Here is a 13,562-nt window from a genome sequence, read left to right on the forward strand (position 1 = left end):
GGAGGATTTAGTTATGACGGTGATTGGTGTCACCACGACGGCAGCGTTTGTCATAATGACGTACCCACCAGTAACGGTCACTGATTTGTTCGTGTCCACCCACTCTGGCACCTGCTAACCAGAGAATACCGCCAACAAAAATACTGAGCACCGCACCATGTGCGAAAAACTGCGGCAGATTAAATTGCGGCAACTGGTTTAAAATTGAATAACCCACACCCACAACCATTACCACCAACCCTAAAGCCATGAGCACGTTACCGAGTAGCGAAGCGTTTTTGCGTTTCATGTGTCACCTCCGGAACTTTGGGTTGTTACAGGGAATACCCCTAATCCTTATGTGTAAAGTATAGACAACACTGCCGTTCGCAAGTGCGGGAGCGATCACAATTACAAACACTCATGCAACAAAACTTTACAAATAAGCCACTGAACATACTCATTTTCTAATAGTCCCTTTGTGCAATTATTCAGCTTTTGGCGATAAGCACGCAGTTTTTTGTCAAGCGCACCGTCAGACAGTAAACTACACGTCGTTTATCGAAACACTCAGGACAAAACACGTGGCGATTAAATTGATTGTCGGCCTGGCGAACCCCGGCGCAGAGTATGCGGCAACGCGACACAATGCAGGCGCATGGTATGTCGATCTACTGGCAGAGAGATTACGCGCCCCCCTGCGCGATGAGCCGAAATTCTTCGGTTACACCTCCCGAGTAACGCTTGAAGGTGAAGATGTCCGTCTGCTGGTACCGACCACATTTATGAATCTTAGCGGCAAGGCCGTCGGCGCGATGGCCAGTTTTTATCGTATTAACCCCGATGAAATTTTGGTCGCGCACGATGAATTAGATCTGCCTCCTGGCGTCGCCAAATTTAAGCTTGGCGGAGGTCATGGCGGACATAATGGCCTGAAAGACATCATTAGCAAATTAGGTAATAACCCCAACTTTCATCGTTTACGCGTTGGAATTGGCCATCCGGGCGATAAAAACAAAGTTGTCGGATTTGTTTTAGGCAAACCGCCTGTTTCAGAACAGAAGTTAATTGATGAAGCGATTGACGAAGCGGCACGTTGTACCGAGATTTTGTTCAAAGATGGCCTGACCAAAGCTACGAGCCGGTTACACACCTTTAAAGCGCAATAAGCAGTGATGTGCGGCATTTTTCTCGCGTGCTGTGTATAATAGGCAAAGTTATTTACATTTCTACAATCTGTTTTCCATAACAGGTTGAATATCAAAAGATTAAGGTGATTTAAACATGGGATTCAAATGCGGTATCGTCGGTTTGCCAAACGTAGGCAAATCCACCCTGTTCAACGCGCTCACAAAAGCGGGTATTGAAGCGGCAAACTTCCCGTTCTGTACTATCGAGCCGAACACGGGTGTTGTCCCGATGCCCGATCCGCGTCTGGATCAGCTGGCCGAAATCGTCAAACCACAGCGTATCCTGCCTACAACGATGGAATTCGTCGACATTGCCGGTCTGGTAAAAGGCGCGTCCAAAGGTGAAGGTCTGGGTAACCAATTCCTTACCAACATCCGCGAAACCGAAGCTATCGGCCACGTGGTGCGTTGCTTTGAAAACGACAACATCATCCACGTTAATAACAAAGTGGATCCGGCTGACGACATCGAGGTTATCAATACCGAACTGGCGCTGTCTGACCTGGATACCTGTGAGCGTGCTATCCATCGCGTACAGAAGAAAGCCAAAGGCGGTGACAAAGACGCTAAAGCAGAACTGGCTGCGCTGGAAAAATGCCTCCCACAGCTGGAAAACGCCGGCATGCTGCGCGCACTGAAAACGCTGACTGACGAAGACAAAGCGGCCATCAAATACCTGAGCTTCCTGACCCTGAAGCCAACCATGTATATCGCTAACGTCAACGAAGACGGTTTTGAGAACAACCCGTACCTCGACAAAGTGCGCGAAATCGCGGCTGCCGAAGGTTCTGTTGTGGTTGCCGTTTGCGCTGCCGTTGAAGCTGACATCGCAGAACTCGATGATGCTGATCGTGAAGAATTCATGGCTGAAATGGGTCTGGAAGAGCCGGGCCTGAACCGCGTTATCCGTGCTGGTTACGAATTGCTGAACCTGCAGACCTACTTCACCGCTGGCGTGAAAGAAGTCCGTGCATGGACCATTCCTGTCGGCGCCACGGCTCCGCAGGCAGCAGGTAAAATCCATACCGACTTCGAGAAAGGCTTTATCCGCGCACAAACCATAGCGTTTGAAGATTTCATCACCTATAAAGGTGAGCAAGGTGCGAAAGAAGCTGGGAAAATGCGTGCCGAAGGTAAGGACTATATCGTCAAAGATGGCGATATCATGAACTTCCTGTTCAACGTCTAAATAAAATTTGTTGTCTCATGAGATCTCAACACATCTCATAAGAATCGCAAAAAGCTAAAAAATCCACGCAATTGCGTGGATTTTTTATTTCGTAATGTCTCAACTCATCTCGTCACAACACCGTCAAAAATGAGTACATATTGACACTGGCTCCTTCGTGAAGCACACCGTCCTACAGTTTCTCCAGAATTAAACACGCTTCACGATTAAGCGTAATGAACTCCTGCCAGCTATATTGCTGTTGGTAGTTAAGCTGATACTGCTTCTCTACCTGGCAAATAAGCGGACGTGTTTCATAAATCGCACACAGCTTTGTCTCCATCTGATAGTGCTGACAAATGCCATCACCGCGATCTAGAAATTGCGTTTCACTGGCGCGATCGACGTGGCGGCAACAAGCGCCGCACTGGTTACAGGGAAACGCGGGCGTTAGCGTCATAGCTTACTTAACCAGCTACGCACAGAGCGGGTATTCCCTGCTTCAAACGGTAGCGTAATATTACGGCGCTCAACCTCTGCACGCAGCAACAAACCGCGCTCAATTTCACTATTCACCGCGTTAAGATGCAGCGAGAAACGCGATAACGCAGACGTATCAATAGCAAACTCTAACGCCGAAAGCTCCAGTAGATAACGATCGAGTTCAACATTCACCTGCTGATAATACTCTAGTGCTTTTTGATACTTATCTTTAAACGTATCCAGAAACGCCCAGACCTTTTTCATCAATGCGCTGTGTTCCAGGAAGTAGTTCATTACCAGCGTCAGAATACCTGTCGCCAGCGCACCGCAGAACGCGGCCAGTTCCGGACCAAAAGGAAAGACGAGCATCTTGGCTAAAGCATCATTAACCACCACTCCAGCAGCCACGGCCACACCTGCAGCCACCAGCTTGCTCACCGCTTTAGCTAGCTGCCCCGGCGTTAACCCCTCAGGGTTAAAGACCATAACTTTAAAGGCCTGTACCAAATTGTTCCACATCTCACGAATCAGGCGCACCATCATCTTCTTAGTCGTAAAGAAGATATTGAAGAGTGTCGTCGTAATGCTGGAGAGCACGCCACCGATGGCACCGTCTTTAAAGGACGTCAGGAAAGTGCTGAATTTACCCTGCACTCGCTGCCAGACTGCGCGTAATGCCTCCGCCGCATCTTGCAGGAAGTCTCCGGCATCGAATGAACGACGATGCTTCTCAAACATCACGGGAATACGCTCGCGGAACTCAAACCAGGTCTCTGCCAGAACCAGCCCCAACATCTGCCGCGTTCCCATGCGAAATGCATTGTTCATTGTGGCGGTGGCGACATTCTTCGCAAACTTGCTGCTGGTGTAATATTCCCCATTGATCGTACTGTTGTATTTTGCCCGCGCCTTTTTGTCGGCCTCTTTCATCCGTTCAAAATCGGCGGCGGCTTTATTTTCCAGCTTATTCAGTTGTTTTTGCTCTTGCTCGGAAAGCGTTGGCTGGCTGCGCAAACGGGCAATTTCCTGCGTGGTCACAGCATGCTGTTCTTGTAGCGTTTGCACGAAGGCATCCATCGTTTTCGCCTTCTTCGCCTTATTCAGCGACTCATTCGTGAAGGTCAGATTTGATGAATCATTAGCCAGATCGGCACCATCGCATTCGGCAAGGATACGCCCTGGATCGTTGTGAATTTCATGGGCGGCAATAATATGGTCGAGGTTCTTTTTATCATTAGCCGCAAATTTCTCACCGGTGTAGGTATCGGTCAACGTACCGGCCTCGTGCGCCTTTTTTCCCGCCTGGTTGGTGGCAATGTAGTTTTCGTGGCTATGGTAATGATGAGAATCATACCCTTCACGTTGCTCGTACCGTTGACGCTCGGCATCGGTAGCATACACTCCCTCGCGAGCGTTATGAATGGTATTCACATCGCCGCCGTGTTTATCCTCCAGCAAGAGAAAATCCAACCCAAAAGAGGTGGTCAGACTCTTGACCACCGTCTGATGTAACTCTTCACCCCAGTCAAACCTGGCTGTGTTCATTGTGCTCGCCCATAGCAATGCCGGGCAGATTCGCCCGGCGAGTCGATTAAATACGAGAAGAAAATGCGTCAAACTCAGAAGCAGAAGCCGCCAGTTTTTCGTCCAAAATCTCTTTGTTCAGCAGGTTCATACCATTGCTGTCGGTCTGCAGTTGGATCACCCCATCTTCGATAATGGCTTCACCGTTTTCCTGCGTCACCGGCTTGAACAGCGGCGTGGTGATCACGTCGGTCATGATGGCGGCTAATTCATAACCATGGTCGATAATCGCCATGATCTCTTCCGACTCACTAATCTCGGTAGTGATATTCTTCTCATGACGTTCAACAATGATGGCATGCATCGCTTTCAGCGGCTCAAAGTAATGCTGAATAAAGACGCTATGCATACGGGTTATTGATTCATAAATGCTATTTACATACTGCTGCACCTTCGTCAGCTGCGCTTCAGCCGCATTCATTTTTTCCACCGCCGCGGTCACTTCACGGGAGCTTTGATAAGCATTGTTAAGCGCCTTTTCGGCATGGCTATCGTAAGCCCAGCCCGCAATAGCAATCAGCGGAGCCACCACTGCACCGCCAAGCACCATCGCGCCGCCCGCCATCCCCCAACCACCTGCGGCCAGGGAACCACCACCAATTGCCGCCATTGTGGCGTTATACGCCGCCGCACCAGACAGGGCGGCGATCGGCGTACCGGTAGAAGCTGCGGCAAACGCCATCACGCCGCTGTACACGGCAAAACCAGCGGCAGCACCAGAAACCCCGGCTCCGACGACCGTCGTCAGGTATTCCGTGGCGGAAATCGCCAGGTTCTGAATTTTATTGATGTTATGCTGTGGTACCTTCAGACGAAGATCTTTATGCCCATCTTTCGCCATACGCGCCAGCAGATCGTCGGCAATCGTTTTAAACTCATTGAAATCTTTACCGATTTCCAGCTCTTTTTCACCCAGTTCGGCTAGTTTTTTCGACGTTGTTTCATTTGCCAGATCAAAGCTCTCTTTATGCTTATCAAAGCGACGCTGCGCGCGATCTAATACATCATCAGCTTCCGATTTTTTCTGATAGCCATCATAAGCTTTTTTGCCGCCAAACGCCGTTGCCGCTGCCGCGACGCCCAGAATAATGAATGGTAATGCCATAGATAATAATCTCCTGTGCAATAAGTCGTTGTTACCCGCTACGCATCACATTCCTGAACAGGAACTGAGTCGCGATCGCCAGTGATGTAGTTATGCAGTAAGTTGATGACCGTTTTTTTCAACCATTCTGGTTCCAGAATTTCTATATTCGGTAACCAGAATAGAATTAGTGGAATAATTTGATTCTCATGTGCTGCCTTGCAAAGCAAAGTCACGCCATCATTCTCTTCGCGAATCAATTCTTGCTGAGGCAGTAAGTCTCGTCTTAAGAAGTAGCCAGCAATACTGTGTTTAATACGCACCCGCACCTCAAACGTCTCTTCACTCACCCAAGGATCGCGATGCTCATCAATTAATGACAGTGTGGGTGTATCGACAGCAAAATGCTCTTTCCGGATATCCAACCACCGAATTTTACTTAACGAAAAAGACTTTAGTTTCCCGTCCTCAGTCGCCTGCAGATACCAAATATTTTTCTGGTTAGCTAATTTATAAGGATGAACGATGCGCGTTTTGTCTTTATATAAAATATGACAGACGCTGTTTTTCTGAATCGCTTTTTCTAATAAGTTAAAATACTTTCGAAAATCATTTCTGACTGAATGCTCAGGACGACCAAACTGAACTCTAACATGCTGTTCTGCAGCTCTTTTCTCTAAGCTAAGCCAAAAATCCTCATCTCTGTCAGGAAAAACCGCGTCGGCGTCCAGCAGCTTTGCCAGTGGATCATGAAGGGCATAGGCGCTATTATTCTGCGCTCGAATCGGTATCAATCGATACTCTCCGCCACCACACCCCTCAATAAAGGAGGAAAGCATATTAAGATCACGATAGACCGTTCGTTCAGTGATATTAAATTTCTTCATCAACTGATAGCGATTCACAACGCCACAAGTTTGTAGCTCTATTAGGATATCGACTAAACGTTCTGCTGAGCAACTCCTTGCTGAATCAGCCATAAGCACCTACTTTTCTGTTTTCCTGACATGAATTATATATAAAATGCTGACATATCCTGTCAGTGTATCGGCACGTTGATCATTTTTTTTAGAGAAATCGGCAATTTATTTGACCGTTAGTCGCATTGGGCAATTTTTAGGGGCAAAAAGCTCTCCTCGTCAAGAGTAACTACCAGAGATATACAGCCAAAAGACCGCCTGCATACATACTCAACAAACTGGCTAACGGCTATCTCTTCCACTAAGCCAAATTTACAATGTGTTGATACGTTAACATTAATAAATAACGGTTATTTTATTGAAACCCAAAATTTCGGCGAGCGTTTAATACACGACCCAACTTTGAGCCTTGTGCGCTAAACAGTGACTTAACAGTACCTCCACGTTTCAGCTTTGTAACATCCACCAGCAAATTAGCGATTCCCTCCACATAATGCACTCATTCCTCCGGTTGATGAAAGGAAGCGATTGGGTTAATCATATTGAGGCGCGCGGAAGCCAGGGGCTGTCTACCCGCACGGTATCGCGGTGGTCGAGCCCCTGGATAAGATGCAGTGCACTGAGACGGCCAATTTCATAATGCGGCAGCTGTACTGTGGATAGCGGCGGCAAAAACAGCTCGCCGGTGCCTACCATGTTGTCATAGCCCAGTACGGCAACATCCTGCGGAATGCGCAGCCCTCGCCCCAGCAAGACCTGGTAGATAACAAAAGCCACGCGGTCGTTACCGCATACCACCGCATCAAACATCGGACGCGTGCCACTCAGGTAATGCCCGGCAATCTCCGCCGCATCAATATGGTGACTCTCGCCCGCCGGAAGATAGTGGTGGAACATGGCATCAGGGTCGACGCCCGCTTCACGACAGGCGCGCTCCATTCCCGCCCGGCGGCGATCGGTGGCCACAATCCCTTTTGGCAGGTGGATGCACAGCAGCCGACGGTAGCCTGCGGCCAACAGCGCTTTCACGCCAAGATATTGCCCTTGCTCATCATCAGGAATATAGGTGGGAAAAGGGCCACTGATGCTTTCGCAGTTCGCCAGCACGCAACGATACTTATGCAGCTTTTCCGGCACCGGAACCTGACGCAGCCCCATCGCGGTGTAGATAATGCCGTCAGGGCGATGCGCCAGCAGCAGATCCACCATTTTCTCTGGCTGGTCATTGCTGAACATATTCACCACAAAGCTATTCCAACCGTGCGCCCGCGCGGTCTCTTCGATAGAAAGCGTTATCTCCACGGAAAATGGCGTGGTCATGGTGTCCAGCGCTAACACCCCGATAGTGTTAGCCGTGGTTTTCGCGCCACGAATTTTTTTCGCTGAGAGATCGGAGACATACCCCAGCGCATCTACCGCTTCCATCACCTTTTTATAGGTTTCTGGCCGCAGTCGTTCGGGTTCGTTAATCGCTCGCGATACGGTCATTAACGAGACGTTAGCCCGTTGCGCCACATCCTTTAAAGATGCCATACCCTCTCCTTTGACGGCGTTCATCCTGCCGGGTCTGAAAATGCGATCTTGATAACACTCGCAAAATGTTAACGTTAACTTTTGTGATTAACATCGATATTACCATCAAATTCGCGAGAAAACCGAGAATGTTAACGTTATCTTTTGCTCAATTCACTTACAGGGACCAGCAAATGACATCACTACTTTCCAAAGCCAACGAAGCCTTAAACCAGCAGAAAGACCTTGTAAACCCGCGCTGGTATCCACGCTATCACCTCGCCCCTCCGGCTGGCTGGATGAATGACCCTAACGGCCTGTCCTGGTTTGATGGTTACTACCATGCGTTCTATCAGCACTATCCGTGGCAGCCGGTCTGGGGACCAATGCACTGGGGCCATGCGCGCAGCCGCGATATGGTGAACTGGGAGCACTTACCCATCGCACTGGCACCTGAAGGGCCGGAAGATAAAGACGGCTGTTTTTCCGGTTCAGCGGTGGTTGAAGGCAATAAGCTGGCCCTTATCTACACCGGACACAAGTTTGACGGCGAGGCGAAAGAGGAAAACCTGTATCAGGTACAGTGCCTGGCCACCAGCACCGACGGGATTCACTTTGAACGCCAGGGCATGATTCTGGATACCCCGCGAGGCGTACACCATTTTCGCGATCCGAAAGTCTGGCAAGAGGGAGACAACTGGTACATGGTGGTGGGTGCCCGGGTCGATGACGTGGGCGAAGTGCAGCTCTATCACTCGCAGGATCTACAGCACTGGCAGTTTGCCAGCACGCTCGGCAGGGCCGATGACGGCATGGGCTACATGTGGGAGTGCCCTGACCTCTTCCCACTGAACGATAAGCTCGTCTTCATGTTCTCGCCGCAGGGCATCGCCGCGGACGGATACGATTACCGTAACCTGTTCCAGAGCGGCTATATGGTCGGCGAATGGCAGGATAACCATCAGTTCCACGTTACCCAACCCTTCCAGGAGATGGATCACGGGCATGATTTTTACGCCCCTCAGTCATTTATCACTCCGGACGGTCGCCGCGTGGTGATCGGTTGGCTATCCATGTGGGAGTCGCCGATGCCAGAACAGGCCGACGGCTGGGCGGGCATGCTTACTCTTCCCCGGGAAGTGACGCTCGATGCAGATCTGCGGCTGCGCATGAACCCGGTCAAAGAGCTGGAGACATTACGCGGTCAGCTTCATGTCTGGCCGGTCAGTGACCTGAACAATCGCACCCTGATGATAGAAGAACAGGCGCATGCTCTCGAAGTCGAACTGAGCCTCGATATCGCCCGCAGCCATACTGAACAGTATGGCATCGCGCTGGGTGACGGGCTACGCGTCTTCGTCGATACCCAGGCACAGCGTCTGGTGCTGGAACGCCGCTATCCGCAACACGGCCTGTCGGGCTGCCGTAGCGTACCGCTGCCCGCCAATGATGTGCTGGACCTACGTCTATTTATCGATAGTTCGTCGGTAGAAGTCTTTGTTAATCACGGCGAGTACACCCTCAGCAGCCGTATTTATCCTGAACCGGACGATCGCCAACTGACCTTATTTAGCCAGAACGGACACGCCATTTTTAATAACGGGCATTCCTGGCCGCTCGCCGCCAATTAACCACCCGTCTCACTGCTTTGGGGAAAAATAATGACAATCTGGACGCTCGGAGATGCCGTGGTGGATTTGCTACCGCGCGACAATATGCAGTTTGAAGCCTGTGCGGGAGGCGCGCCCTTCAATGTGGCCATCGGCGTAGCCCGCCTCGGCCATGACAGCGGCTTTATCGGCCGTGTGGGCAATGACACTTTTGGCCGCTTTCTGCATCAGACGCTGGTAACAGCGCAGGTGGATACAGGAAGTCTGGAGTTTGATGCACAACAGCACACCAGTACCGTACTGGTTTCACTGGCTCCCAACGGTGAGCGGCAGTTTGAGTTTTTGGTTAATCCGTCTGCCGATCAATTTCTCAGCCCGACGAGCCTGCCCGACTTTGGTGCCGACATTCTGCACTTCTGCTCGCTGGCGCTGGTTGCCCCTGAGTGCCGCGCCACCCTCACCCTGGCAATAGACGCATTGCGACAGGCCGGCGGTACGCTGAGCTTTGACATCAATCTGCGTCCGCAGATGTGGAGCAACGAGATGCAGATGTTTGACCTTGTCAGCGAGTTTGCCCGGCAGAGCGACATTCTGAAGATGTCGGAAGAAGAGCTGCTGTGGCTAACACAAACTGACTGTCTTAGTAGCGCCTGCGAACGCCTGGCTGATTTTCCCGCGTGCCTGAAAGTTATTACCCGCGGTGCCGACGGCGCTATCGCTTTCTGGCAAAACCATAGGCTGACTTTAAGCGGCTATCACGTCGACAGCATCGATACCACCGGCGCCGGTGATGCCTTTATGGCCGGGCTGCTGGCGGCACTCGCCGGAGAAGGCTGGCCCACATCGACGTCAACGCTACTTCCGCTTATCGAGCAGGCCAGCGCTTGTGGTGCTCTGGCGACTACCCGGCGTGGCGCGCTAAGCGCGTTTCCCGACAGCCAACACCTGAGCAGCTTTATTCAGTCGCAACCGTCGCTACGGAGGACGATCACCCCGTAATAAAGCGCACTCGTTACGTCGTATCAGAAAGACCTTACAATGACCTGATCTGGATTGGAAAAATCATGAAGATAAATATGCCGTTCAGTAATGATAAATATCGATACTCATCCGGGTATCTGCTCTTTTTCTTTGCCGCCTGGTCGTTGTGGTGGTCTTTTTATGCAATATGGCTAAAAAATAAACTTGGCCTGTCCGGAACGGAGCTGGGAATGCTGTATGCCGTAAACCAGTTTTTCAGCATGCTGTTTATGCTGGGCTACGGTTTTCTGCAGGATAAGCTCGGTACCCGCAAACCCCTTATCTGGATGATGGGGACTGTCATCACGCTCAGCGGTCCGTTCCTGATTTATGTTTATGAACCGCTGCTGGTCTCCAACTTCAAGCTTGGCATGGTGCTAGGCGCCATTTTCTTTGGCCTTGGCTATCTCGCCGGTTGCGGTCTGGTGGAAAGCTTCGTCGAGAAAGTGAGCCGTAAATTCAACTTTGAATTCGGCACTGCTCGTTTCTGGGGATCGCTTGGCTACGCCGCAGGGACTTTTGTTGGCGGTATCTTCTTCAGCATCAACCCACACATTAACTTCTGGTGCGTGTCGGTCATGGGGGTGTTATTCCTGGTGATTAACGTGGTGTTCAAAACCGACGCACCGGCCCCGGCATCCACGGATACACGTTCGCCCGAGCCAGACGCGCTGACCCGAAAGGATTTTCTCACCATCTTTAAAGATTCGCAGTTCTGGTTTTTCGTTATCTTTGTCGTCGGCACCTGGTCGTTCTATAGCATCTACGATCAGCAGATGTTCCCGGTGTTTTACGCCAGCTTATTTGACGATCCCGAACTGGCACCACGCGTATACGGCTACCTCAACTCGGTACAAGTCTTTATGGAGGCCGTCGGTATGGCGCTGGTTCCGTTCCTGATTAACCGCATCGGGCCTAAATCCGCATTGCTGCTGGGTGGAACAATCATGACCTGTCGAATCCTGGGTTCAGCACTGTTCACCGATATATATATTATCTCCTTGATTAAAATGCTCCATGCGCTGGAGGTCCCACTGTTTGTTATTTCAGTGTTTAAATTCAGCGTAGCGAATTTTGATAAGCGCCTGTCGTCAACGATATATCTTATTGGCTTCAATATCGCCAGTTCCATTGGCATCATCGTGCTGTCACTGCCTGTCGGTAAGTTGTTTGATAAAGTGGGCTATCAGGAAATCTTCCTGATTATGGCGAGCATCGTGGTAATAACACTAATATTTGGCTACTTCTCGCTGAGTAAAAAGCATCATCAGCAGAAGGGTATCAATGAACTGGTGACTGAGTAGCGAAGTTTTATTAATATCGCGACAGGGCCATTAGCCCTGTCGTACCCCCTCAACAGTAAGTTCGAACTGTCGATTTACTCAGGCATGTTCCAGCCAGTTGCGGAATATTTGCGCTCGCAGTATTCCCTGAAAATCAATCAGCCCAGAACAACCAAGCTTCTTGATCAGATTCTGCCGGGCCTGGTAAATCGTTTTTAAGTGTAGATTTAACAATGCGGATATCTCAAAAATAGTTCGACCTTCTCCTAACTGCGTTAAAATATATTTATCTCTCGCGGTTAATGAGATATTTGAATCAGATTGATTCTCGTGATTACCACCAGCACGAGTAATATCAATAATAAATTGTTTGATTGAGGCAACTCCGATATCTACTGGTAGTCTGTAAAGCGAAACATCATTAAGATACTGATACAAATGACCATCAATCAGCAATACCAGACGATGCGTTTTCAGATTGTAATTTTGCTTTTTTACCGCCTCAAAGTGATTCGCGGTAAAGAATACAAGTCGCGCCTTGTCATCTTCAAAAACGATATCTGCAAGAATATTCTTTAACCCTTGCCTGATAAAAATATCATCAATCCATAACACTGCGTTTAGAGTATGTTCCTGAACGATGTTCATCATTATGGCCTCAATGAAAAATCATAATTGATTTAGAGGGGTGCTATGTATAGTCTTAATCCAAAAAATGCTTAGCATAAGGGCTTTCAGCATATAACAAGGGTACTGTACATATTTTGTTAATATGAAGACTTATTAAACATCGTCAGCTGTGTAGCGCAATACTATTTCCAGGGTTTTTCTGATAACATCTGCCTGGACAACGTCAACCGTTGACTCCAGAGAACCTATCAGGCTTAAAATGATGTTTTTATTATTAAAATTATCACCTGCCAGAATTACATTTGTTACCGCCTGCCCCAATACCACAGACTCATCTGCTAATAGCTCACCTGCATTATGGAAGTAACTTGATAAAGCTTTATCCGTCATTACGTTGTGGACATTAATTTCATGGAGCATGGTAACCTCGCTTGTATAGTCTGGAAGATTATCTTTAATGTAATTTAGGGTTTTTGCTGGCACTGAATGCACTCTCATCTCTGGTTTTATCCGGTTTTCTGCTTATTTTCTCCGGATTAATGTTTGTAAAATCATTGATAACGCTGTCAATTAATTGCTTTCGTGTGCCATCTATTTCACTGGCCTGCATAAGTCGCAATTGCTTAATCACTGCAGCTAACGAAACGTCTCTATGCATTCGCAGAATTTCTAGCACAGCCAAACCTGTAATTTCATGTTTCAAGCGTTCACTATCAGTTTTCTTCATAACGCCTTCACTACTTACCCCTATCATATAAGGGGTTTATTTTATTCAAAGAGCAGACCAATTAACGCATTGTAATGTTTTTGTTCTTTCTCCCCTGATGCTTTTTCAAGACGACACAAAAGCTTAGTGCAAAGTGATTTGCGGTTCAGATTACGTCCATCTTTGAGTATCTCAGTGACGATTTCTCCCAATGTTTCCTGTTGAGTTGGCAGATGCGCCTTCGCAAAGTAACGAGAAATCGCGCTTGCAGTATCAGTGCGAACGTTATGCTGCTGCATGTCATGCTCCTGTATCAAAATGCTGGTGAATATTAAGTTTTATAACAGTAGCAAAGTTGTACCAAAAATGTGTACAACAAGATTAATTTGTTTT

Annotated in this window: 15 protein-coding genes; 5 read left to right on the top strand and 10 right to left on the bottom strand. The window is 48.9% G+C overall.

Features of this window, described 5'->3' with window-relative positions:
* Positions 1-7 precede the first annotated feature (7 nt).
* Positions 8-289 (bottom strand): stress-induced protein YchH, encoded by a 282-nt coding sequence (gene ychH / locus SK34_RS01395; protein WP_003020810.1) that lies wholly within the window; start codon positions 287-289, stop codon positions 8-10.
* A 274-nt stretch (positions 290-563) separates the two neighbouring features.
* Between ychH and pth the strand changes: the two genes are divergently transcribed.
* Together pth and ychF are read left to right on the top strand one after the other, a co-directional pair.
* Positions 564-1,148 carry an aminoacyl-tRNA hydrolase gene (pth, locus tag SK34_RS01400; RefSeq protein ID WP_003020814.1) on the top strand — a complete coding sequence of 195 codons (585 nt, stop codon included), beginning with the start codon at positions 564-566 and terminating at the stop codon, positions 1,146-1,148.
* Between the two features lie 115 nt (positions 1,149-1,263).
* On the top strand, positions 1,264-2,358 hold the full coding sequence (gene ychF / locus SK34_RS01405) for a redox-regulated ATPase YchF (protein WP_003020818.1): 1,095 nt from the start codon (positions 1,264-1,266) through the stop codon (positions 2,356-2,358).
* A gap of 172 nt (positions 2,359-2,530) precedes the next feature.
* Here the strand turns inward: ychF and SK34_RS01410 are convergent, their stop codons facing one another.
* The 5 genes from SK34_RS01410 to SK34_RS01430 form a co-directional block, all read right to left on the bottom strand.
* On the bottom strand, positions 2,531-2,797 hold the full coding sequence (locus tag SK34_RS01410; RefSeq protein WP_003020821.1) for a YkgJ family cysteine cluster protein: 267 nt from the start codon (positions 2,795-2,797) through the stop codon (positions 2,531-2,533).
* Positions 2,794-4,365, bottom strand: a complete 1,572-nt coding sequence (locus SK34_RS01415) for an ATP--cob(I)alamin adenosyltransferase (protein WP_003020825.1) — start codon at positions 4,363-4,365, stop codon at positions 2,794-2,796. Before SK34_RS01415 ends, SK34_RS01410 begins: the two co-directional genes overlap by 4 nt.
* A 46-nt stretch (positions 4,366-4,411) precedes the next feature.
* Positions 4,412-5,509 carry a hypothetical protein gene (locus SK34_RS01420; RefSeq protein ID WP_003020828.1) on the bottom strand — a complete coding sequence of 366 codons (1,098 nt, stop codon included), beginning with the start codon at positions 5,507-5,509 and terminating at the stop codon, positions 4,412-4,414.
* 38 nt (positions 5,510-5,547) lie between these two features.
* The gene (locus tag SK34_RS01425) at positions 5,548-6,468 is read right to left on the bottom strand and encodes a helix-turn-helix transcriptional regulator (protein WP_048232151.1); all 921 of its coding nucleotides are present in this window, start codon (positions 6,466-6,468) and stop codon (positions 5,548-5,550) included.
* Positions 6,469-6,945: 477 nt separating this feature from the next.
* Positions 6,946-7,941: a LacI family DNA-binding transcriptional regulator gene (locus tag SK34_RS01430; RefSeq protein ID WP_003020837.1), complete on the bottom strand. Its 996-nt coding sequence runs from the start codon at positions 7,939-7,941 to the stop codon at positions 6,946-6,948.
* Positions 7,942-8,114: 173 nt separating this feature from the next.
* On the opposite strand from SK34_RS01430, the gene SK34_RS01435 reads away from it, so the two are divergent.
* The 3 genes from SK34_RS01435 (at position 8,115) to SK34_RS01445 (ending at position 11,854) form a co-directional block, all read left to right on the top strand.
* Positions 8,115-9,551: a glycoside hydrolase family 32 protein gene (locus SK34_RS01435; protein ID WP_048232152.1), complete on the top strand. Its 1,437-nt coding sequence runs from the start codon at positions 8,115-8,117 to the stop codon at positions 9,549-9,551.
* Positions 9,552-9,581: 30 nt separating this feature from the next.
* Positions 9,582-10,529 (top strand): aminoimidazole riboside kinase, encoded by a 948-nt coding sequence (locus tag SK34_RS01440; protein ID WP_048232154.1) that lies wholly within the window; start codon positions 9,582-9,584, stop codon positions 10,527-10,529.
* A gap of 65 nt (positions 10,530-10,594) precedes the next feature.
* Positions 10,595-11,854 carry an MFS transporter gene (locus SK34_RS01445; RefSeq protein ID WP_016150363.1) on the top strand — a complete coding sequence of 420 codons (1,260 nt, stop codon included), beginning with the start codon at positions 10,595-10,597 and terminating at the stop codon, positions 11,852-11,854.
* Between the two features lie 78 nt (positions 11,855-11,932).
* Here the strand turns inward: SK34_RS01445 and SK34_RS01450 are convergent, their stop codons facing one another.
* The 4 genes from SK34_RS01450 to ycgZ form a co-directional block, all read right to left on the bottom strand.
* Positions 11,933-12,484 carry a LuxR C-terminal-related transcriptional regulator gene (locus SK34_RS01450; protein WP_048232156.1) on the bottom strand — a complete coding sequence of 184 codons (552 nt, stop codon included), beginning with the start codon at positions 12,482-12,484 and terminating at the stop codon, positions 11,933-11,935.
* 132 nt (positions 12,485-12,616) lie between these two features.
* Positions 12,617-12,883, bottom strand: a complete 267-nt coding sequence (locus SK34_RS01455; RefSeq protein WP_048232158.1) for a biofilm development regulator YmgB/AriR family protein — start codon at positions 12,881-12,883, stop codon at positions 12,617-12,619.
* 34 nt (positions 12,884-12,917) lie between these two features.
* Entirely contained in the window at positions 12,918-13,190 is a 273-nt protein-coding gene (locus SK34_RS01460; protein ID WP_003844030.1) for a hypothetical protein, read from the bottom strand.
* Positions 13,191-13,231: 41 nt separating this feature from the next.
* The gene (gene ycgZ, locus SK34_RS01465) at positions 13,232-13,468 is read right to left on the bottom strand and encodes a regulatory protein YcgZ (protein ID WP_003020856.1); all 237 of its coding nucleotides are present in this window, start codon (positions 13,466-13,468) and stop codon (positions 13,232-13,234) included.
* Positions 13,469-13,562 lie beyond the last annotated feature (94 nt).

Origin of the sequence: Citrobacter sp. MGH104, assembly GCF_001034485.1 — a bacterium.
Lineage (GTDB): Bacteria > Pseudomonadota > Gammaproteobacteria > Enterobacterales > Enterobacteriaceae > Citrobacter > Citrobacter freundii.